A 21,533-nucleotide genomic window follows, 5' to 3' on the forward strand; every position below is an offset into this window, starting at 1 on the left:
TCGTCATATATGGGGTGATATGTGGGCCTAGGCCAGTGGACCACGGGAGGCACCCCCCATGCGCGGAGCCACGTACGTGCACGTCAGGACGGCCGCGTGTGCCGTGGCCGTCGCCCTCGCGGCGACCGCCTGCGGCGGCGGCGCCGGCGGCGGCGCCGACGGCATCGTGCGCTCCTCCTGGGGTGATCCCCAGAACCCGGTCGAGCCGGCCAACACCAATGAGGTCCAGGGCGGCAAAGTCCTCGACCTGATCTTCCGCGGCCTGAAGCGGTACGACCCCAGGACCGGCGAGGCCCAGGACATGGTCGCCGAGAGGATCGGGACGACCGACTCGCGCACCTTCACCATCACGCTGAAGGACGGCTGGACCTTCAGCAACGGCGAACCGGTCACCGCCAGGTCCTTCGTCGACGCCTGGAACTACGGCGCCCACATCGACAACAAGCAGAACAACGCGCCCTTCTTCAGCGACATCGCCGGCTTCGACGACGTCCACCCCGCCTCCGGCAGCCCCAAGGCGCGGACCATGAGGGGCCTCGTCGTCAAGGACGACAGGACCTTCACCGTCGAACTGAAGGACACGTTCTCCACCTGGCCCGAGACCCTCGGCTACCAGGCCTTCGTCCCCCTGCCCCGGTCGTTCTTCACCGACCACGACGGCTGGCTCGACAAGCCCGTCGGCAACGGCCCGTACACCGTCGAGTCGTACCGGAAGGGCAGCGGCATGAAGCTGCGCCGCTGGGACGGCTACGCGGGCCCCGACAAGGCCCGCAACGCCGGCGTCGACCTCACCGTCTACACCGACAACAACACCGCCTACACCGACCTGATGGCGGGCAACCTCGACCTCGTCGACGACGTACCCGCCCAGCAGCTGAAGAACGTCAGGAACGACCTCGGCGACCGCTACATCAACCAGCCCGCCCTCATCATCCAGACGCTCGCGTTCCCGATGTACCGCCCCGAGTGGGCCAAGCCCGGCATGGAGAAGGTCCGCCGCGGCCTGTCCATGGCCATCAACCGCGACGAGATCACCCGGCAGATCTACCAGCGCACCCGCACCGCCGCGAAGGACTGGACCTCCCCGGCGCTCGGCGGGGACGGCGGCTACAAGGAGCTGTGCGGCGAGAGTTGTACATACGACCCGGTCCGGGCGAAGAAGCTCATCGAGGAGGGCGGCGGCCTGCCCGGCGGCAAGCTGACGCTCACCTCCAACGTGGACACCGGCTCGCACCGCGCCTGGATGGACGCCGTCTGCAACAGCGTCAACAACGCGCTCGGCAGGGGCGCCGTCTGCACCGTCAACCCGGTCGGCACCTTCGCCGACTACCGCAGCCGCACGACCACGTTCAAGATGACCGGCCCGTTCCGCTCGGGCTGGCAGGCCGACTACCCGCTCATCCAGAACTTCCTGGAGCCGCTGTACTACACCGGCGGTTCGGCCAACTACGGCAGGTTCAGCGACAAGCGGTTCGACGCCCTCGTCGACAAGGCGAACCGCGAGTCCGACCAGACCACGGCCGTCGGGGACTTCCAGGCCGCCGAGGGGATCCTCGCCGAGCAGATGCCGGTCATCCCCCTCTGGTACCAGAACGGCAGCGCCGGCTACTCGGACCGGCTCTCCGACGTGGCGCTGAACCAGTTCAGCGTCCCGGTCTACCACGAGATCAAGGTCAGCTGACGCCCTGCGACGGACCGGAGCCCCCATGGGACGCTATGTGATCCGGCGGCTGCTCCAGATGATCCCGGTGTTCATCGGCAGCACCTTCCTCATCTTCTTCATGGTGTACGCGCTCGGCGACCCGGTCGCCGCCCTCTTCGGCGACCGGGCGCCCGACCCCGCCACCGCCGCCCGCATCCGCAAGGACCTGTACCTCGACCAGCCCCTGTGGAAGCAGTACCTCCACTACATGGGCCAGATCTTCCAGGGCGACTTCGGCACCGCCTTCAACGGCCAGCGGGTCACCGAGCTGATGGCGTCCGCCTTCCCCGTCACCCTGCGGCTCACCCTCGTCGCCGTCGTCATCCAGGTCGTCATCGGCGTCACGCTCGGCGTCGTCAGCGGGCTCAAGCGGGGCCGCCCCCTCGACACCGGCCTGCTCGTCCTCACGCTCGTCGTCATCTCCGTGCCCACCTTCGTCTCCGGCTACCTGCTCCAGTTCCTGCTCGGGGTGAAGTGGGGCTGGGTGAGCCCCTCGGTCTCCTACGACGCCCGCCTCGACGAACTCATCCTGCCCGGCACGGTCCTGGCCCTGGTCTCGCTCGCCTACGTCACCCGCCTCAGCCGCACCTCCATCGCCGAGAACATCCGCGCCGACTACGTCCGCACCGCCATCGCCAAGGGCCTGCCCCGCCACCGGGTGATCACCCGTCACCTGCTGCGCAACTCCCTGATCCCCGTGGTCACCTTCATCGGCGCCGACGTCGGCTCGCTCATGGGCGGCGCCATCGTCACCGAGCGGATCTTCAACATCCACGGCGTCGGCTACCAGCTCTACCAGGGCATCCTGCGCAACAACGCCCCCACGGTCGTCGGCTTCGTGACGATCCTCGTGATCGTCTTCCTGGTGGCGAACCTGCTCGTCGACCTGCTGTACGCGGTCCTGGACCCGAGGATCCGTTATGCCTGAGCAGTACGAGAAGCCGTACGAGAAGCCGTACGAGACGTCTTACGAGACGTCTTACGAAAACCCGCTCCCGCGGCCGTACGAGAACCCGAACGAGGCCATCGCCCCGACCGGAGCGGGCGGCGCCATGGACCTCGCCATGAGCGAGGCCGAAAGCGTCGGCCCGGGTGGAGGCCGGCCCCGCTCCCTCTGGTCCGACGCCTGGCACCAGCTGCGCCGCAACCCCGTCTTCCTCGTCTCCTCCCTCCTCATCGTCTTCCTCCTCCTGATCGCCGTCTGGCCGCAGATCCTCGCCGCCGGCGACCCCCTGAAGTGCGACCTGTCCAAGTCGCAGCAGGGCTCCGCCCCGGGTCACCCGTTCGGGTACGACACCCAGGGCTGCGACGTCTACACCCGTACGGTGCACGGCGCCCGCGCCTCCATCACCGTCGGCGTCTGCGCCACCGTCGGCGCATCTCTGCTCGGCAGCCTGCTGGGCGGGCTCGCCGGGTTCTTCGGCGGCTGGTGGGACGCCCTGCTGTCACGGGTCGCCGACGTGTTCTTCGGCATCCCCGTCGTCCTGGGCGGCCTGGTCTTCCTCTCCGTCCTCACCAGCTCCACCGTGTGGCCCGTGGTCGGCTTCATCGTGCTGCTCGGCTGGCCGCAACTCGCCCGCATCGCCCGCGGCTCCGTCATCACCGCCAAGCAGAACGACTACGTGCAGGCGGCCCGGGCGCTCGGCGCGGGCAGTGGGCGCATGCTGCTGCGCCACGTCGCCCCCAACGCCCTCGCCCCCGTCATCGTCGTGGCGACCATCGCCCTGGGCACGTACATCGCCCTGGAGGCGACGCTGTCCTTCCTCGGCGTCGGGCTGCGCCCGCCCACCGTCTCCTGGGGCATCGACATCTCCAACGCCGCCCCGCAGATCCGCAACGCCCCCCACATGCTGCTGTGGCCGGCCGGCGCCCTGAGCATCACCGTGCTCGCGTTCATCATGCTCGGCGACGCCGTGCGCGACGCCCTCGACCCCAAGCTGCGGTAGGCCACCATGCTGCTGGAAGTACGCGACCTGCGCGTCGAGTTCCGCACCCGGGAAGGGACCGCGCACGCCGTCAACGGCGTCTCGTACGCGGTCGACGCCGGCGAGACGCTCGCCGTGCTCGGTGAATCGGGCTCCGGCAAGTCCGTCACCGCGCAGGCGATCATGGGCATCCTCGACATGCCGCCCGGCCGCATCACGGGCGGCAGCATCCTCTTCAAGGGCCAGGACCTGCTGACGCTCAAGGAGGACGCCCGGCGCAGGATCCGCGGCGCCCAGATCGCCATGATCTTCCAGGACGCGCTGTCGGCGCTGAACCCGGTGCTCAGCGTGGGCGACCAGCTCGGCGAGATGTTCGTGGTCCACCGGGGCATGTCGAAGAAGGACGCCAGAGCGAAGGCCGTCGAGCTGATGGACCGGGTGCGCATCCCCGCCGCCCGGGAGCGGGCCGGCCAGTACCCGCACCAGTTCAGCGGCGGCATGCGCCAGCGCGTCATGATCGCCATGGCGATGGCGCTGGAGCCCGCCCTGATCATCGCCGACGAGCCCACCACCGCCCTCGACGTCACCGTCCAGGCGCAGGTCATGGAGCTGCTCTCGGAGCTCCGGCGGGAGCTGGGCATGGGCCTGATCCTCATCACCCACGACCTGGGCGTCGTCGCCGACGTCGCCGACCGCATCGCCGTCATGTACGCGGGCCGGATCGTCGAGACCGCGCCCGTCCACGACATCTACAAGCGCGCCGCTCACCCCTACACCGCCGGGCTGCTCGACTCGATCCCGCGCCTGCACCACAAGGGCAAGGAGCTGTACGCGATCAAGGGCCTGCCGCCCAGCCTGCTGGACATCCCGCCCGGCTGCCCCTTCCACCCCCGCTGCCCGCGCGCCCGGGACCTGTGCCGCGTCGACGTACCGCCCCTCCACGACGTCCTGCCGGCGGCCGGCGACCGGCGCAGCGCCTGCCACTTCTGGAAGGAGACCCTCGATGCCTCCCCTTCTTGAGGTGCGCGGACTGGTCAAACACTTCCCCCTGACGCGGGGCGTCCTCTTCAGGAAGCAGGTCGGCGCGGTCAAGGCCGTGGACGGCGTCGACTTCGAGCTGGGCGCGGGCGAGACGCTCGGCATCGTGGGGGAGTCCGGCTGCGGCAAGTCCACGGTCGCCAGGATGCTCGTCAACCTGGAGCGGCCCACGGCCGGGCGGATCCTCTACAAGGGCGAGGACATCACGAGGCTGTCCGGGCGCGCGCTGAAGGCGGTGCGCCGCAACATTCAGATGGTGTTCCAGGACCCGTACACCTCGCTCAACCCGCGGATGACGGTCGGCGACATCATCGGGGAGCCCTTCGAGATCCACCCCGAGGTCGCCCCGAAGGGCGACCGGCGCCGCAAGGTGCAGGAGCTGCTCGACGTGGTGGGCCTCAACCCCGAGTACGTCCACCGCTACCCGCACCAGTTCTCCGGCGGCCAGCGCCAGCGCATCGGCATCGCCCGCGGTCTCGCCCTGCGGCCGGAGATCATCGTGGCCGACGAGCCGGTGTCGGCGCTGGACGTCTCCGTCCAGGCACAGGTCGTCAACCTGATGGGGCGGCTCCAGGACGAGTTCGGCCTCAGCTACGTCGTCATCGCACACGACCTGTCCGTCGTGCGGCACATCTCCGACCGGGTCGGCGTGATGTACCTCGGCAGGATCGTCGAGACGGGCACGGACACCGAGATCTACGACCACCCCACGCACCCGTACACCCAGGCCCTGCTGTCCGCCGTCCCGGTCCCCGACCCGGACGCCCGGAAGGACCGCGACCGGATCCTCCTCACCGGTGACGTCCCCTCACCCGCCGATCCGCCGTCCGGCTGCCGCTTCCGTACCCGGTGCTGGAAGGCGCGCGAACAGTGCGCCCTGGAGGCGCCGCCGCTCGCGGTCCCGGACCGTCTGGCCCACCTGGACACCCCGGCCCGGCACCACTCCGCCTGCCACTTCGCCGAGGAGCGTCAGGTGGTCCCGGGATACACCGGCTGATCGGCCCTCACCTCCTTTAACGCGGGAGTAATGAGGCCGACCCATGTCCGATATACGGACGGGGCAGGGTGGACGGCGTACGGCCGTGCGGGTGCCGTGGACCGGCCGGGGCGTCGCCATGTCGCCCCGGCCGGTCGCCGTTCACACCATCCCGAGGGACCGCTTCAGGAAGTCGACCTGAAGCAGCAGCAGATTCTCCGCCACCTGCTCCTGCGGCGTCATGTGCGTCACGCCCGACAGCGGCAGCACCTCATGGGGCCGCCCCGCCGCCAGCAGCGCCGACGACAGCCGCAGCGTGTGGGCCACCACCACGTTGTCGTCCGCCAGACCGTGGACGAGCATCATGGGCCGGGCCGGCTCCTCGGGCGCCACCAAACCGTCGTCGCCCACCAGCGAGTTCGCCTCGTACACCTCCGGGGCGTCCTGCGGCATGCCGAGGTAGCGCTCCATGTAGTGCGTGTCGTACAGCCGCTGATCGGTCACCGGCGCCCCCACCACCGCAGCGTGGAAGACGTCCGGCCGCCGCAGCGCCGCCAGCGCGGCCAGATAACCGCCGTACGACCAGCCCCGGATCGCCACCCGGTCCAGGTCCAGCGGGAACCGGCCGGCCAGCCCCTGCAACGCCTCCACCTGGTCGTCCAGCGTCAGCGTCAGCCGGCCTTTGATCGCCTTCTCCCAACCGGGCGACCGGCCCGGCGTGCCCCGCCCGTCCGCCACGACCACCGCGAAACCCTGCTCGGCGAACCACTGCGACGTGAGGTGCGCGTTGTGCGTGGCCACCACCCGCTGCCCGTGGGGCCCGCCGTACGGGTCCAGCAGCACCGGCAGCGGCCCGTCGCCGTCCTCGTACGCGCTCGGCAGCAGCACCGCGCACGGGATGCGGTGCGCGCCCGACTCGGTGAGCGTCAGGCGCGGCGAGAGCACCGGCGTCTCGGCGTGCGAGCCGACCTCCGCCACCTGCCCGCCGTCCCGCAGTACCCGCACCCGCGCCCCCGGTACGCCTGGCCGCGCCGACGCCAGCACGGTCACCGCCCCGCACCGGACCGCCGAGTGCACCCCCGGGCCTTCGGACAGCCTCTCGACGCCCAGTTCATTGACCCGGTACACATGAATCTGGCCAATTTCCGGGTCGGCCGCCTCCTCGCCCGCCGACGCCTGGACCAGTACGTCGTTGTCGCCGACGTCGAGTACCGCGCGAAGGTGGAGCCGCGCGCCCGTCAGCGCGCGATCGCCCACGGCCAGCACCCGCGCGCCTCCCTCGTCCGCGATTCGCACCAGCCGGCCGTCCGGAGCCCAGGCCGGCACCCCCGCGAGCAGTTCCAGCCAGTCCGGGTCCTCGTCGACGTGCACCGTGCGCGTCCCCCCGGACTCCGTGTCCACCGCCAGACAGACCTGGGTGCGCTGGTCCCGGGCCTGCACCAGCAGCAGCGGCGCCCCCGCCGGCGACCAGTGCACGCGCGCGAGATACGGATAACGCGCCCGGTCCCACTCCACCTCGGTGCGCGAGCCGTCCAGCCCGAGCAGACAGAGCCGTACGTCCGCGTTGGCCGTCCCCGCCGCCGGATAGGCCACCTCGGCCGGCTCCCGGTCCGGATGCGCCGGATCGGCGATCCACCAGCGCTGTACGCCGCTGTCGTCGGCCCGCGCCACCAGCAGCCGGTCCGACCCGGGCGCCCACCAGAAGCCGCGCGAGCGCCCCATCTCCTCCGCCGCGATGAACTCCGCGAGCCCGTACGTGACACCGTCCGCCTCCGGCTCGGCGAGCGCCCGGTCCCCGCCCCCCTCCACCGCCGTCACCCGCAGCGCTCCCCCCGCCACGTACGCGATGTGCCGCCCGTCGGGGGAGGGCCGCGGATCGATCACCGGACCACGCACGGGCAGTTCACGCGCCGTCCCGGCCCGCAACTCCGCCACGTACAACCGCCCGGACAGCGCGAACGCCGCCAACTCCACGGCCTGGTCCACCGCGTAGCCGACGATGCCGCCCGCTCCCTCGCGGCTGCGCTCCCGGCGCGCCCGCTCCTGCGGCGACAACTCCTCCTCGGCGCCGCCGAGCAGGGCCTCCGGGTCGGCGGCGACCCGCTCGCGCGGCTCCCCCTCCAGGTCGAGCACCCACAAGTGGTGGGCGCGGCGCGTCCCGCCGGGAGAGCGGAGGAAGACCACCCGGTGACCGTCGGGTGAGACGGTGAACGCCCGGGGTGCGCCGAGGGAGAAGCGCTGGGTCCTGGCGTACTGACGGGGGAACGAGAGATGTTGCCGTGGCGTCATGCGTCCGAAAGTAGCGGTCGTGCGCCCCCATGTGCTGCCGTGCACCGATCGATGCGTGAGAACGGATAGTTATGATCCGTAGCACCAGGTGGGTATAGACCCTCCGGCACATGCACGCTGCCCGGTCCGGACTGAATATGTATGGAGGTGAACCGCCGTGGCACTCTCGATTTCGGCGGTGGTGCTGCTGGCGATCGTCGTCTTCCTGCTGATCAAGAAGTCGGGCCTCAAGGGCGGACACGCGGCGGTCTGCATGCTCCTCGGCTTCTACCTGGCGAGCTCCTCCATCGCCCCCACCATCAGCGAGCTGACCACCAACGTGGCGAGCATGATCGGCGGCATCAAGTTCTGAGCACGCGGGCTCCGTGCTCCAGGGGCTCTAGGGTGTCCGTATGACGGAAATGCCCGCCCGTCGTCTGCTCCTGGTGCACGCGCACCCCGACGACGAGTCGATCAACAACGGCGCCACCATGGCCAAGTACGCGGCCGAGGGCGCCCAGGTCACCCTCGTGACCTGCACACGCGGCGAGGAGGGCGAGGTCATCCCGCCCGCCCTCGCCCATCTGGCACCCGACCGGGACGACCGGCTCGGCCCCCACCGCGTCGGCGAACTGGCCGCCGCGATGAAGGAGCTGGGCGTCACCGACCACCGCTTCCTGGGCGGCCCCGGCCGCTTCCGCGACTCCGGAATGATGGGCGCCCCGCAGAACCACCGCGACGGCGCCTTCTGGGACACGGACGTCGACGACGCCGCGCCGTACCTGGTCGAGGTGATCCGGTCGGTCCGCCCGCAGGTGCTCGTCACCTACGACCCGGACGGCGGGTACGGCCACCCCGACCACATCCAGACGCACCGCGTCGCCATGCGCGCCGCCGAACTGGCCGCGGAGCGCGCCTACCGGCGAGACCTCGGCGACCCGCACGAGATCGCCAAGATCTACTGGAACCGGGTGCCGCGTCCGGTCGCCGAAGAGGCCTTCGCGCGGCTGCGCGCGACCGGGACGTTCCCGGAGGTCGCCGACATCGGCGACGTACCGGGCATCGTCGAGGACGCGCTGGTCACGACGGAGATCGACGGCACGCCGTACGCGGAGCGCAAGGCCGCCGCCATGCGGGCGCACGCCACCCAGATCGCCGTGGACGGGCCCTTCTTCGCCCTCTCGAACAAGCGGGGCCAGCCCCTCTTCACCACCGAGTACTACCAGTTGGCGCACGGCCGGTCCGGAGCGCCCGCCGGTGAGCGCGAGCACGACCTGTTCGAGGGAATCGAAGGATTCGAGGGACTCAACGGATTCGAGGGACTCAAGGGGGGCGCGTCATGAGTGTCACCCGTGTCGCGTCCTACGTGGGTCTCGCCGTCCTCGGCTCGCTGGTCGGAGTCGCGGGCTCGCTGGTCCAAAGCGGCTGGTTCCCGGGCGGGTTGCTGCTCGCCCTCGCGGCGACGGCCGGCCTCTTCTACGGCGGGCTGCGGCTCACCGGCACGACGGTGGGCGTGGGGGCGGCGGGGTTCGGCTGGCTCGCCGCCGTCGTGGTGCTCAGCTTCGGCCGCCCCGAGGGCGACGGCGTCTTCGCGGGCGGCATCGCCGAGCTGGTGTTCCTGCTGGGCGGGATGGCCGTCGCTGTGATCTGCGCCACGATGGTGCGAGTGCCGCAACCGGGCGGTACGCCCCGCCGACGGGAGTCCTGACGTGCCCGGACCGACCGGACTTGGGCCGGAATGACCGTTCGTGTTCCCCTGGTCGCGGGATACGCCCCGGCGGTGGCCAGTATGGTGGTGCGCGCCGCCGGGCGCCCGCGGGTGTGAGTGCGGGCGGCGGAGCCAACCGGGAGAACCTGCATTGAGTCGTGAAACTGACAGTTCGTCCTCCGGCCCCCAGGGGCGCGGCGGAGCCGCGTACCCCTCGGGAACGCCGCCGTACGGATCGCGCCAGTATCCGTCGCTGCACCCGACGCAGGACGCTCCGGAGGAGGCCGACCGGGCCGCCGCGGAGCCGGACGAGCCGAAGACGGAAACCACGCTGACCACGCGTATCCGGATCAACATCCCGGGTTCGCGGCCGATCCCGCCGGTCGTCATGCGCAAGCCGATGAGCGAGGCGGACGCCGCCGCCGCGGCTGCGGCTCCGGCGCCTCGGGTCGCCGAGCGGCCGGTGGAGGACGCGCCGCCCCGGCCAAGGGGGGAGGCGGGGCAGCCGAAGCCGCCCGCGCCACCCGCGCAGGGGCAGTCACAGCCGCCGCAGTCGCAGTCGCCGTCGCAGTCGCCGTCGCAGTCGCCGTCGCAGGCGAAGTCGACGAGCGACTGGTTCGCCCCGCGCAAGCCTCCGGCGCCCTCGCCCTCGCCGACGCCGGCGAACGGCACCGGCGCGAACGGCACGGGCCACCCCGGCGCGGCCCCCGTGGTGGGCGGCCATCCCCGTCCGGGCGGCGGCTCCCTCCAGGGCCTGGCGGCGACCGCCGACGGCCCGCCGTACGGCGCCGGTCCTTCCGGGCCGACGACGGGCCCGGCGACGGGCAGCATGGGCGCCGTCCCCCGGATGGCGGACGACACCGCCGTACTGACCCCGCAGAACCCCGCGCCCGCACCCGGGCCGGGGGCGGCGACCGGACCGGCCGGTCCGGCCGGACCGCCGCCGGGTGGGAACGTCTCCGGTGACACGCTCACGAGCGGCCTTCCGGTGATCCCGTCCGACCACCGCGGCGCCCCGTCGCCCTCGCCGTTCCCGGTGACGGGCCCGGCCCAGGTGGCGTCGACGCACGCCGCGCCCGAGCCTCCGGCTCCCGCGCCGGCCCCCCGCCCGGCCCCTGCCCCTTCCTCCGCCCCCGCACCGAAGAAGAAGGGCCGCTCGAAGCTGGTCCTCCTCGGCGTGGGCGCGTTCGCCCTGGCGGGCGTGGCGTACGGCGCGGGTCTGCTCCTGAACCACTCCGAGGTCCCCAAGGGCACCACGGTCCTGGGCGTGGACATCGGGGGCGGTACGAAGGAGGAGGCCGTCCAGAAGCTCGACGCCGCCTTCGGCAAGCGCGCCTCCGCGCCGCTGCGGCTCTCCGTGGACGGCACGAAGGAGGAGCTGGCCCCGGACAAGGCGGGCCTGTCCCTGGACAGCCAGGAGACGGTGCGCGCGGCGGCCGGCAGCGACTACAACCCGGTCTCCGTGATCGGCTCCCTCTTCGGCGTCGAACGCGAGGCCCGGCCGGTCTTCCCCGTCGACGAGGAGAAGCTGGTCGTCGCCCTGACCGACCTGGCGGGCGCCTCGGGTACGGCCACCGAGGGCACGATCAAGTTCGAGCCGGGCAAGGCCGTCGCGGTCCCCGGCAAGGCGGGCAAGGGCCTCGACGTGCGCAGCTCGATGATCTCGGTCCGCGACGCGTACCGCGCCCAGGTCGAGACGGGCGAGGAGAACATCGTCGAACTCCCCGTCACGACCAAGGAACCGACGATCACCAAGGCCGAACTGGACCGGGCGATGAAGGAGTTCGCCAGGCCCGCCATGTCCGGCCTGGTCACCATCAAGGCGGGCGGCAAACAGATCCAGTTCGGCCCGGCGCGCTCGCTGCCGAAGATCCTCTCCATGAAGCCGGTCAACGGCCGCCTGGTCGAGGTCTACGACAAGAACGCGATCAACGAGCTGCTGGACGGTGTCTTCGACGGCATCATGATCACCAAGGGCGACGGCCAGAAGCACCAGGTGGGCGCCGACGACGTGGCCCACGCGATGCAGACGGCCCTGCTGGGCAAGACCCCGGCGGAACGCACGGAAACGATCGAGCTGGACGGCGAGGGCTGAGCCCCGCGCCCCCGGCGCCCCGAAGCCCCGCCCGGCGAACCGGACGCTGTGGGTTGATTCCGCCCCGCTGGATTTCATCCAGTGGGGCGGAGTGCTGCAAAGGGTGAGGTCCGGGTGCGGGCGAGGGGTCTGCCGGTGAACCGGGCATCGATGCGGGCGGGATTGATCGCGGCGCCGGTGAGGTGGTGTTGCAGCCTGGTCTTCGTCAGGCCACGGTAGCGAAATCTGCGCAAGCCGAAAGCCTGGATGGCCTGGGAGATGGTGCCCTCGACGCCGGCGCGGGTGTCCGTAGCGCTTGCGCCACTGATCACTGTCCTGCTCAGGCCGGATCTGCTGCAGGATCTCGTGTTCGGGCCGGGGCCGCAGGGTGATGTAGCGGCCTTTGGTGAGTTCGTGCACTCCTGTCGGGCCGGACAGGACCTGCAGCCACGTGTCGGGAACTTCGCCCGAACCACTCCGGCGCCGCCACCCCGCCAGCCAGTCCCCGGCCGCTGGTCCGTGCGCTGCCGCTCTGACCAGCCCCGCCTTCCCAGCCGCGGTCAGGACCGTGTCGAACACCATCCGGCCCCCGTCGCTGTCGGCCAGCCGGGCACGGAACTCGCTGAGCACGGAGAAGTCGAAGCCGGTATCGGTCAACTCAAGGGACAGGGCTTACTTCCAGTCCAGCCGCGTACGGACCGCGTGTGCGGCCTGCCGTCGGTCACCCCTCCGTGAACTGCAACACCGACACCAGCGCCAGCCGGGCCGGCGACACCACCGGCCGCCCCCCGCATCGCCACGGCCCTTCGGGAACACCGCACGAGCCACCCGCACGGTCTCCTCCGGGATCTCCGCCAACTCCACCCTACGCAACGACACCAACCCACCCCAGGAACACGACGACGGCCTGCACAACCCCAACGGGGTCGCACAGGCCGTCGACACGCACGCCCCCGGCTTTACCGACAGCGTCCGGTTCGCCGGGCGGGGGCTTCGTTCGCTTCAGAGGTTCCCTCAGTACGGGGGGAGTGCCCATGACCGGGCCGAACGCCTCGTCCGGAGTTCCACCCCCCGGGGTGAGCCCACGCCGTGGTTGTCTCTGGAACCAACCGTGTGGACTCGCGGATATGGCGCTCGCAGACCACTACCCGAATCGGAACATCGCGGTCGACCAGGCCTTTGTGCCTCCCGGGTGCCTCTCGTGCCGTTCCGCCAAGCCCTCAGAGTGCGATAGGTCGATACGCCAGCGCTTGATCAACGACTTCCTCGGCGGAGAGCGGGGGGCTCGAATGGTAGATCAAGCCGACGACACGAGGGTGCGGCACGTTCTTCTGCAGCAGCTGAACCAGCTGATCGTGTTCTTCTTCCGTTCCTTCGCCAGCCATGATGCGCTCGACAAGGCGAATCAATTCATCCCGATTCATTCTGTGTTCCTCCCCGCGTGCGGATGGGTCGCATTTTATCCCATGTGGTACTTGGGGTCCAATATTTCGCGGTGTTGCTGGGGTGTGAGTACGAGGATGTTGTCCAGGTCGTAGACGCCGCCGCCGTGTTGAATGGGTTGGATATGGTGGAGAACGTAGCGCATGTTCCCGCCGACAGCCTGCTCGGGCACAGCAAACGGGGCTTTCCCCTGTGCGATAAGGGTTTGATTGGAGGGGCTGAATTGTGAGGCTATCTCAGGCACCCTGGAGACTTCCATCCAGAATGCCTCTCTGAAATCGTCGAAGTTTTTGAATTGACGCCCCTGCAGGGCTCGAGCGACCTGCCCCGGGACCCGCCCGGCGTTTCCGGCGCTGCCTCTGAGCCAACGTCCGTCGACGTCCCTCAAATTGCCCCCGCCCGTGACGGAACCCGCTCTGTTTCGGTGTGCGGAGGCGGGTTTTGGAGCCTCGAGTTCCTTGCAAGGCGCCAGACCCAGAGGATCTCCAGTGCCGCAGGGGTTGGTGACATAGGCGATCGGATTGGGGGCAGGGGCGAGCCCCAGGGGGTCCGGTGCGGTATAGCGGGCCGTATCGGGGTCGTAATGTCGGAAATAATTGTAGTGCAGGCCGGTCTCAGGATCGGCGTATTGCCCCGGAAAGCGCAGCGGAGTGTAGGCAGCGGCGGTGCGGTTCCAGGTGGTGGTTCCCCAGAGTGTGGCTCTGGTATGCCACGCGATGTCGCCGCGCTCATCGACCAGCTCCGTGGGTGTGCCGATCAGGTCCGTGACGATCGCGAAGAAACGGGAGTCGACCGTAGCCTGATCAGTGTGGCGGCGCTCCAACTGCGTGAGAGGCCGGCTGCCGTCGTGGTCCCACGTCAGTATGGTGCCGGTGGTGGAGTCGGACTGCTCCACCAGGATGGTGCCGTCCCAGGTGAAGGTGGTCTGCTCGACAATCGCACCGTCCGGGGCGTGGCGCAGTTTGGCGATGCGCCGGCCGAGCGGGTCGTATCTGTAGGTCCATCGAGCCCCGTCGGGAGTGGTACAGGAGATGAGACGGTCCTCGGCGTCCCAGGTGTATTTCCAGGTGTCGGCTTTGCGGGACAACCGGGTCTTGCGCCGGATGACGGTACGGCCAGCGGCATCGTACGTGTAGCGGACGGCGCCGGCTGTGAGCAGACGGGTTCCCGTATAGGTGCGCTCGCCGCGCGCCTCCGGGTGGGCGACATCGGGCCACTCGGCGGAAACTTGATTGCCGGTCGCGTCGTACGCGTATCGCTCGGTCCACCCGTTGCCGTGGACGCTCAGCGGGCGTCCCATCGGGTCAAGGGTGTACCGCCTGGTAGTTCCCCTGACCCGGTCGGTAAGTGCGATGAGGTGATGGTCCGCGCGGTACCGGTAGGCGCGTGAGGTGACGGTGCGCGCCCCGGCGGTGAGTTGTTGCTCGCTGAGACGTCCCGCCGCGTCCCAGGCGCTGGTCAAGCTCAACCGACTGTCCGGAGCGCCGAAGGTGCGCCTGAGCTCGCGTCCGAGGGGGTCGTGGGCAAAGGACAGCCGGTGTCCGTCGACGTGGAGACCATCGCGATTTCCGGCCTGGTCGTAGCTGAGCCGGGTGACTGCCCCGGTCGGCGTGACGCGGGTCAGGCGACGGCCGTTGGGGTCGTATGTGTACCTGATGGTACGGCCGTCCACGGTCTCAGCCAGGATCCGGCCAAGGCTGTCCCGCTCCAGATGGAGAGAGGAGTCGGGTGCTACAGCACTGAGCAAGCGGCCCGCGTGGTCGTACGTGTATTGGGTGACCGTGCCGGTCACGTCCTTGGCCATGACGCGGCCCATGGCGTCCCGGCGCAGCTTGATTGCCTGACCGAGCGGTGTGATGCGAGAAATGAGTTGCCCGTCCGCGTCATAGCTGTAGGCAACCGCGCGTTCGTCGAAGTCGGTCTCGCCCGTCAGTCGACCGGCCGCATCGTATGAGTAGTGCCAGGAGAGACCGTCCGGGTTGGTCACCTGGACCAACCGCAGCTCCGTGTCGTAACTGAAGACGTGACGACTGCCGTCGGGGCCGGTGCGAGAAGTGAGGCTGTCGAAATGCCCGTACTCGTAACGAGTTACCTGACCGAGTGCGTCAGCATGGGCGACGCAATTTCCCTCACCGTCATACTCCCATGATTCCTGGGACCCGTCCGGATCGGTACGACTGGTGAGCAGACCTTCGATGTTCCACGACAGCCGGACTTCTGCGCCCGAAGCGTCGACCATGGACACCTGCCGGCCAAAGGCGTCACGAGTGATTGTGGTGACATTCCCCAACGGGTCAGTGACTACTCGGGGCAGGCCCGCCCGGTCCGTCTTGATAAGTTCCCTCTCGCCCGACGGGGTGATGAGCTGAGAGGGGGCGCCCGCGGCGCCGTACACCATGCGACTGGTGGCTCCGTCAGGGGCAATGATCCTGAGATGGTTGCCGCGCTCGTCGTACTCATGACGCCAAACGGTGTCATCGGGTGCGGTAACGCAGGTGGGCTGGTTCAGATCGTTGTACTCGATCCTCGCCGCCGTACCGTCGGGGTGTACGACACGGGTGAGGTTCCCGCGGCCGTCGTACGTGTAGGTGGTGCTCCGGTTGAGTGCGTCGGTGTGGGCGAGCAGACGGTCAAAGGGGTCGTACTCGCTTCGGCTGGTGTGTCCCAGAGGGTCGGTCTCGGCGACGACCTGGAGGCGGTCGTTGAGGTGGTACGTCGTCGTCGCGCCCAGCGAGTTGGTGTAGCGCGTGATGCGGTCGCCCGTCTCGGAGTGGACCTCGTACGCGAAGGTCGAGGAGAGGTACCCGTCCGGGCCGATGGTGCGGACGACGCGGCCGGCCGCGTCGTAGACGTAGCGGAACGTCGAGTCGTTGCGGTCGGTCCAGGAGGTGATGCGGCCCTCCGGGTCGTACGTGAAGCGGAGCGGCAGTCCGGACGAGTTGGTGACCGCGTCGAGGTTGCCGAGTGCGTCGTAGCCGTACGTCATGACGGTGACGGGGCCCTCGGGGGTGCGCAGTGCCAGCTCGCGGACGCGGGCGTCCTCGGTGGTGAGCTGGACGGTGTAGCCGCCGCTGTGGACGACCGAGCCGGGTGTGCCGTCGGGGCGGCGGGTGAAGGTGACGCGGTTGTCGTTGCGGTCGGTCAGCTCGGTGAGCCAGTAGGCGGGGGAGGTGCGATACGGGCTGCCGGTGAACGAGCGCGTCAGGCCGGTGTGCGGGTCGGTGACGCGGTACGTGGTCTCGTCCTCGTACTGGCCGCCGTGGACCAGCGGCAGACGCGGGCCCTCCAGCGGGAGGACGGGGTCGCCGTCGGGGAGGGGCAGGCTGGGGTAGATCAGGGCGGAGCCGTCCTCGCGGGCCCAGATGGCCCCGGTGCCGACGGGGTCCAGCTCCAGGCGCTCATCGAGGGTGGACGCCCAGCTGCGGCCGAACCAGTGGCCGTAGCGGTACTCGGACAGATGGGTCCGCCGCAGTACGAGCGGAAGCGTGCCGGGGAGGGACAGGTCCGTCTGCGTGAGGGTCATCTCGCCCGTCGCCACGTCGACGGGGTCGTTCTCGCACTTCTTCTTGTTGAGTTCGATGCCGTGGCGGCGCGGGTCGGACTTGGTGTCGCGCAGTGAGGCCGGCTTGAGGTGCGCGTCGTTGCCGGAGCCCCGGCTGTTGTTCGCGCCGGACCGGCCGCGGCCGTCGTCCCCGTCGTCGCCCTTGCGGAGCCTGGCGATGCGGTCGCGGATGTCGTCGTCGTTCTTCTTGTGGTCGGCGGAGATCTGCTTGACGGCCTTGGGGAGGGTCTGGCCGACGTGGTCGCCCATGGTCTTGGCCGACTTCACCAGGGCGCCCAGGGCCTTGTCGAGGACCGGGTCCAGGACCTCGGCGATGCCGTCCTTGCCCCGGGTGCGGCCGTGGTGGGTCTTGGCCTTGGTCAGTTTTCCGGTGGTCTTGCCGTGGATGAAGGTGCTGACGCCGTTGAGCTGGGTGGAGGCGTGGTCATGCTCGTCGTGCTCGATGTGGAAGCCGTCCTTGCCGCCCTTCCCGCCACCGCCACCGCCGCCCCCTCCGGCGGACGCGAGGTGCATGGCGTCCTTCGCGCCCTGGACGCCCTCGTCGAAGCCGTCCTTGCCGGCCTGCTTGGCCTGGTCGACGTTCACACCGTCCTGGAGGTCCATGGCGGTGGCGCCGACCTGTACGACGAGGTCGGCGGCCAGGTTCTCCAGCGCCGCGACCGCCGGTTCGGTCATCGCGGCGGCGACGTACCCGACCGCTTCCTCCATGCACTCGGTGATGGCCTTGCTGATGGCCTTCTTGGCCACCGCTATCGCCCCGGCGCCGATCAGGGCCGAAAGGCCGCCGGTGACCGGGATCAGCGCCATCGACAGCCCGGTCTGCCCCGCCAGGATGCCCAGCTCGACCAGCGCCTTGAGCTTCATGGCCTCGATCGCGCCGGCCGCCGTGTCCAGCGCCGTGGCGATCGTGCGCGCGGCGGAGGTGACGTCCTTGAGGTGCTTGTCCTTGACCTTGGTCCAGTGCCCGTTCAGCGCCTCCATCGCCTCGCCGTGCCCCGACGACAACAGACGCGTCACATGGTTGTTCGCGAGCTGCCCGTCGTCCTCCAGGTCCTCGGCGAACTCCCGCAGCGCGATCGCCATGTCCCGGTAGGCGTCCTCGTCCACATTCGGCCAGGACACACCGATGACGTCCAGCAAGGTGTCGGCCCAGTCGGGCACCGTGACGGCCATGCCTCAAATCCCCCCGTACGCACATCCGTTCGCAGCATGCTTGTGCGAACAGCGTTTCATGCGCGTACGAAGGCGATCAAGCCGGAAAAGGGCCGTCGCGCAGCTGTCGCGCAGCCGTCTCACGGCCGTCGGCAGGTCGCGCGCGCGTGGTCGCGGCGAAGCGCACGGACCTGACTCGTCGCCAGACCCCGTCGCCGCCGAAGACCTTGCCGGGCCCGTGATCCTCCGTGCGGAGCGGTTCCCGGCCCTGACCTCCCGCCGTGTGCGCCGAACCGCTTATCCGGTGAGGTGTGTGGCTACGCCCGGTAGGGGTTTGCGTGTGACAACCCAGAGGTCAAGGCCGTCCGGCCCCGCCGTCGTGTGCGCCCCGAGGTCCGGGCGTCGTTCGTCGGGGCCGTCAAGGGCGGCGGCGGGTTCAGCTGGACTCGGTGGGCCAGACGTCGGCATACGGTTCGAAGACGTGGTCTTCGGCGTAGAAGTCGGGCAAGTAGGAGGACTGCACCTCGCCCGTCATGAGGCCCGCCAGGAACTCCGTGCAGGACACATGGTGGTGCTCCCATTCCGGCCCGCGACCCTCGTTGAGCAGCACCGTCCACTCCGACGCCGACCGGCCCGGCAGGGCGAGCCAGTACAGGAAGTGGCCGCTTCCCTCGACGTACGCCCAGGGGATCGCGCGGGCGCCGGCGGGGTGCAGCTCGGCGGGCTTGGGTTCGCCGGTGGACCACAGTTCGGCGAGGACGTCCGCGCATTCCCGGGTCTGGGCGACCAGGTCGTAGTCCTCGTCGACGCAGTCCGGTTCGAGGACCCAGATCGTCTCGTCGAAGATGCCGCCGCCGTACGTCTCGATGAGCTGCTTGTAGTCGTTGGGCAGTCGGGTGCCCAGGGCGTGCTCGACGGGCGACCAGGTCACCGGGCGGGGGGCGAGGGGCGGGGGGCAGAGTCGGGTGAGGGCGTCAAAGGGGTTCATCAGGTGCACAGCTTTTCATTGGTGGGGGGTGTGCGCCTGATCGGGTTGGCTCCGCGGTGAGTCGGCATGGCCGTCCGGCTCGGGCGGTGGGGGTGGCGACATGGGCGTTCCGACCCGCCCCCTCCGTATCCGTGCCGTCGCCGCCGTGTGCGCCCTCGCCGGTTCGACCGTGCTGGTCACCGCTTGCGGCAACGACGAACCCACGCGGGCCCGCCCCGCAGCCGCCCCCACCTCCGCGACCCCGGCCGCCCCGCGCCACACCGAGGACCAGGACGAGCGCGAGGCCCCCATCCCGGCGGCGAAGGCGCCGTGGGGCGAGGCGGCCGCCACTTCGGTCGCCGAGGTCCCGCAGGGCGGGCTCACCGGGATCGAGCTCAAGCGCGCGGCGGCCGGGGCGAGCCCGAGCCCCGGCGCGCCCACCCCCGGCGCCCCCCCCCAGTGGGCCGCCGGGATCGCCCCCCCGGACGGCACCGTCCGCACCCTCCGCGTGGACACCGCGTCCGGCAAGGTGACCGACTCCCGGGTAGGGCCCGGCCAGGACGCCGACGACAAGCGCGAGGCGGCCGACCTCCTCCGCGGGGCGAAGCAGACACCCCAGCTGGCCGTCGGGACGGCCACCGGCGGGAAGAACGGCACCGTCAGCGCCGTCCGGCTCGACGAGGGCGACGCCGACAAGGTCATCCGGTCCGTCGACGTCGTCACACCGGAGGACTGGGACGAGACCACCGCCGAGGTCGACGCGACCACCGGCACGATCCTGCGCGAGCACGTCGACCGCGACTGATCGCGCCGCCCGCCCACGGGCACCCCCGTGGGCGCGGCGTCAGTTCAGCATGGCCCGCGCCGCCCGTGCCAGCTCGCGGATCTTCTCCGCCGCCACCGGCTCGATCCCGGCCACCACCTCCGCGTACGCCTCCATCTCCACCGCCCCCGTGATGAAGTCGCCGCGCTGGATCAGCAGCTGGGCGCGCTCGTACCGGAGCCGTGCCGGGTGCGCGGGGAGCAGCAGGGACAGCTCGACGGCCCACAGGGCGACGTGCGAGCACTCGGGGCGGGCGGCGGCCCAGGCACGGATGTTGTTGAGGATCCGCAGGACGATGTCCAGCGGGTCGGCGGGCATCAGCATCGACGGCCGCAGCGGTTCCCCGGTCGCGCCCGCCACCAGCAGCTCCACGTCCGGACCGGTCAGGAGCCGGCCCCGGTCGAAGGGGTCCGCGAGGACCTGTTCGCCGGGCTCCCCGAAACCGACCACGAAGTGGCCCGGCAGCGCCACGCCGTACACCGGGGCGCCCGCCCGCCGGGCGACCTCGATCCACACGACGGACAGCAGGATGGGCAGGCCGCGGCGGCGCCGCAGTACCTGGTGGAGAAGCGACGACTCCAGACGCTCGTAGTCGCCGGGGGTGCCGTGGAAGCCGCAGCGCTCACCGAGCAGGTCGGCGAGCGCCGCCGCCCAGGCGCGCGGGCTCTTCGGACCGAAGGGCACCAGTCCCGCCAGCCGGTCCAGTTCGATCTCGGCGGCGTCCAGCCCGGCCTGGTCCAGCGCCGGGTCGGCCTCCGCGCTCACGAGCAGGCACAGGGACGTGAGGTCGGGCCGCTCCTCGCGGGCCTCCTCGGCGAACCGGCGCCGCCACTCGGTGCTGTGCATACGCCTCACGTACCCGCTTCCGGAGACCGGAAGTGGTGGTAGAGGTGGTGAAGGGCGAAGCCCATCCCGTCGTACAGGGCGCGGGCCCCGCCGTTGTCCTCCTCCACCTGCAGCCACGCGGCCGACGCGCCCTCGTCGAGCGCGCGCCGGGCCAGCGCCGCCATCACGGCCGTGGCCAGACCCCGGCGCCGGTGGGCCGGGTCGACCTCGACGGCCATGAAGCCGGCCCACCGCCCGTCGACCACGCACCGCCCGATCGCGGCCGGAACGTCTGCCTCACCTTCGCCGGGCTCACCCGGCACGGACGCGAACCACACCGACGGCCCGCTGCCCAGCACCGCGCGCGCCTGCGGTCCCGGCACGCCGGACCGGTTGTACCGACGGAGCCACGCCTCGTCGAAGGAGCGCGCGAGGACCACGCCTCCCGCGTCCCGGTCCGCGACCGGCGCGAGCGCCCCGACCCGTACCTCCGCCGTCACCTCACGGCGCCAGCCGCGCTCCTCCAGCGCCGCGCACAGCTTCTCCTGTGTGCCCGCCGCACCGGTCGCCACCTGGATGTACGGGGGCAGGCCCCGCTCCTCGTACCAGGCCCGCACCCGGGCGAGCGCCCGGTCCAGCGGGACGCCCGGATCACCGAGGGGCAGCGCCGAGTTGGCCCGCCGGGTGAACCCGGAGGCCGCCCGCAGCGTCCAGGCGCCGAGCGGCTCGCTCTCCACCGGCTGCCAGGCGCGCGCCAGGACCGGCGCCAGCTCCGTGAAGTCCGTCGCTGGGCCGCGCCGCCGGGCCGGCGCGGCGGGCACGACCTTGCCCGCGACGAGCGAGGATTCCGCGATGCGGACGCTCTCACCGGTCCGTCGTGTGATCAGCAGCACACCCTTGTTCCATGATGTGAGAACACCGACGGTGTCGGTGAACGTCTCCCGCCCCGCCATCGAGTCGCCCAACCGGCGCACCGACACGCGTTTCCCCACGTCAGCAGGGGTGATCCGGACCTCCAGCCGTCCGCCACCAGCGAATTCCACGGGTCTGTACGCCCCTCACTGTTCGGA

17 protein-coding genes and 1 pseudogene are annotated in these 21,533 nt (G+C 70.6%); 10 read left to right on the forward strand and 8 right to left on the reverse strand.

Annotated features, from left to right (window positions below):
* Window positions 1-58: 58 nt before the first annotated feature.
* From ABZZ38_RS16045 to ABZZ38_RS16065, 5 genes are all read left to right on the forward strand, one after another.
* Window positions 59-1,681: an ABC transporter substrate-binding protein gene (locus ABZZ38_RS16045; protein WP_356739929.1), complete on the forward strand. Its 1,623-nt coding sequence runs from the start codon at window positions 59-61 to the stop codon at window positions 1,679-1,681.
* A 25-nt stretch (window positions 1,682-1,706) separates the two neighbouring features.
* Window positions 1,707-2,630: an ABC transporter permease gene (locus ABZZ38_RS16050; RefSeq protein WP_356739931.1), complete on the forward strand. Its 924-nt coding sequence runs from the start codon at window positions 1,707-1,709 to the stop codon at window positions 2,628-2,630.
* 124 nt (window positions 2,631-2,754) lie between these two features.
* Window positions 2,755-3,648: an ABC transporter permease gene (locus ABZZ38_RS16055; RefSeq protein WP_356740083.1), complete on the forward strand. Its 894-nt coding sequence runs from the start codon at window positions 2,755-2,757 to the stop codon at window positions 3,646-3,648.
* A 6-nt stretch (window positions 3,649-3,654) separates the two neighbouring features.
* On the forward strand, window positions 3,655-4,647 hold the full coding sequence (locus tag ABZZ38_RS16060) for an ABC transporter ATP-binding protein (RefSeq protein ID WP_356739933.1): 993 nt from the start codon (window positions 3,655-3,657) through the stop codon (window positions 4,645-4,647).
* The gene (locus ABZZ38_RS16065; RefSeq protein ID WP_356739935.1) at window positions 4,631-5,662 is read left to right on the forward strand and encodes a dipeptide ABC transporter ATP-binding protein; all 1,032 of its coding nucleotides are present in this window, start codon (window positions 4,631-4,633) and stop codon (window positions 5,660-5,662) included. Before ABZZ38_RS16060 ends, ABZZ38_RS16065 begins: the two co-directional genes overlap by 17 nt.
* A 141-nt stretch (window positions 5,663-5,803) precedes the next feature.
* Here ABZZ38_RS16065 and ABZZ38_RS16070 read toward each other — a convergent pair whose 3' ends face one another.
* Window positions 5,804-7,930 (reverse strand): prolyl oligopeptidase family serine peptidase, encoded by a 2,127-nt coding sequence (locus tag ABZZ38_RS16070; protein ID WP_356739937.1) that lies wholly within the window; start codon window positions 7,928-7,930, stop codon window positions 5,804-5,806.
* Between the two features lie 157 nt (window positions 7,931-8,087).
* On the opposite strand from ABZZ38_RS16070, the gene ABZZ38_RS16075 reads away from it, so the two are divergent.
* The 4 genes from ABZZ38_RS16075 (at window position 8,088) to ABZZ38_RS16090 (ending at window position 11,712) form a co-directional block, all read left to right on the forward strand.
* The gene (locus tag ABZZ38_RS16075) at window positions 8,088-8,282 is read left to right on the forward strand and encodes a hypothetical protein (protein WP_031078461.1); all 195 of its coding nucleotides are present in this window, start codon (window positions 8,088-8,090) and stop codon (window positions 8,280-8,282) included.
* A 40-nt stretch (window positions 8,283-8,322) separates the two neighbouring features.
* Window positions 8,323-9,252 carry an N-acetyl-1-D-myo-inositol-2-amino-2-deoxy-alpha-D-glucopyranoside deacetylase gene (mshB, locus tag ABZZ38_RS16080; RefSeq protein ID WP_356739939.1) on the forward strand — a complete coding sequence of 310 codons (930 nt, stop codon included), beginning with the start codon at window positions 8,323-8,325 and terminating at the stop codon, window positions 9,250-9,252.
* Entirely contained in the window at window positions 9,249-9,617 is a 369-nt protein-coding gene (locus ABZZ38_RS16085; RefSeq protein ID WP_356739941.1) for a DUF6113 family protein, read from the forward strand. The genes mshB and ABZZ38_RS16085 overlap by 4 nt, the downstream gene beginning before the upstream one ends.
* Before the next feature lie 151 nt (window positions 9,618-9,768).
* Window positions 9,769-11,712, forward strand: coding sequence for a hypothetical protein (locus tag ABZZ38_RS16090; protein WP_356739943.1), 1,944 nt, complete (start codon window positions 9,769-9,771; stop codon window positions 11,710-11,712).
* Window positions 11,713-11,786: 74 nt separating this feature from the next.
* Here the strand turns inward: ABZZ38_RS16090 and ABZZ38_RS16095 are convergent, their stop codons facing one another.
* The 5 genes and pseudogenes from ABZZ38_RS16095 to ABZZ38_RS16115 form a co-directional block, all read right to left on the reverse strand.
* Window positions 11,787-12,167 (reverse strand): transposase, encoded by a 381-nt coding sequence (locus ABZZ38_RS16095; protein WP_356739945.1) that lies wholly within the window; start codon window positions 12,165-12,167, stop codon window positions 11,787-11,789.
* 127 nt (window positions 12,168-12,294) lie between these two features.
* Window positions 12,295-12,570 (reverse strand): annotated as a pseudogene (locus ABZZ38_RS16100) (transposase); the annotation flags it as partial.
* A gap of 341 nt (window positions 12,571-12,911) precedes the next feature.
* Window positions 12,912-13,115 carry a bacteriocin immunity protein gene (locus ABZZ38_RS16105; protein WP_356739947.1) on the reverse strand — a complete coding sequence of 68 codons (204 nt, stop codon included), beginning with the start codon at window positions 13,113-13,115 and terminating at the stop codon, window positions 12,912-12,914.
* Between the two features lie 35 nt (window positions 13,116-13,150).
* Entirely contained in the window at window positions 13,151-17,869 is a 4,719-nt protein-coding gene (locus ABZZ38_RS16110) for a DUF6531 domain-containing protein (RefSeq protein ID WP_356739949.1), read from the reverse strand.
* A gap of 415 nt (window positions 17,870-18,284) precedes the next feature.
* Window positions 18,285-18,836, reverse strand: a complete 552-nt coding sequence (locus ABZZ38_RS16115; RefSeq protein WP_356739951.1) for an SMI1/KNR4 family protein — start codon at window positions 18,834-18,836, stop codon at window positions 18,285-18,287.
* 100 nt (window positions 18,837-18,936) lie between these two features.
* Here ABZZ38_RS16115 and ABZZ38_RS16120 point away from each other — a divergent pair, with 100 nt between their 5' ends.
* Window positions 18,937-19,620 carry a hypothetical protein gene (locus tag ABZZ38_RS16120; protein ID WP_356739953.1) on the forward strand — a complete coding sequence of 228 codons (684 nt, stop codon included), beginning with the start codon at window positions 18,937-18,939 and terminating at the stop codon, window positions 19,618-19,620.
* A gap of 39 nt (window positions 19,621-19,659) precedes the next feature.
* Here ABZZ38_RS16120 and ABZZ38_RS16125 read toward each other — a convergent pair whose 3' ends face one another.
* Both ABZZ38_RS16125 and ABZZ38_RS16130 read right to left on the reverse strand, forming a co-directional pair.
* A complete protein-coding gene (locus tag ABZZ38_RS16125) occupies window positions 19,660-20,484 on the reverse strand; it encodes a transglutaminase-like domain-containing protein (RefSeq protein ID WP_356739955.1) in 825 nt (274 codons plus the stop codon).
* A gap of 5 nt (window positions 20,485-20,489) precedes the next feature.
* Window positions 20,490-21,506, reverse strand: coding sequence for a GNAT family N-acetyltransferase (locus tag ABZZ38_RS16130; RefSeq protein WP_356739957.1), 1,017 nt, complete (start codon window positions 21,504-21,506; stop codon window positions 20,490-20,492).
* Between the last annotated feature and the right edge of the window lie 27 nt (window positions 21,507-21,533).

The organism is Streptomyces sp. NPDC006368 (genome assembly GCF_040612535.1).
Lineage (GTDB): Bacteria > Actinomycetota > Actinomycetes > Streptomycetales > Streptomycetaceae > Streptomyces.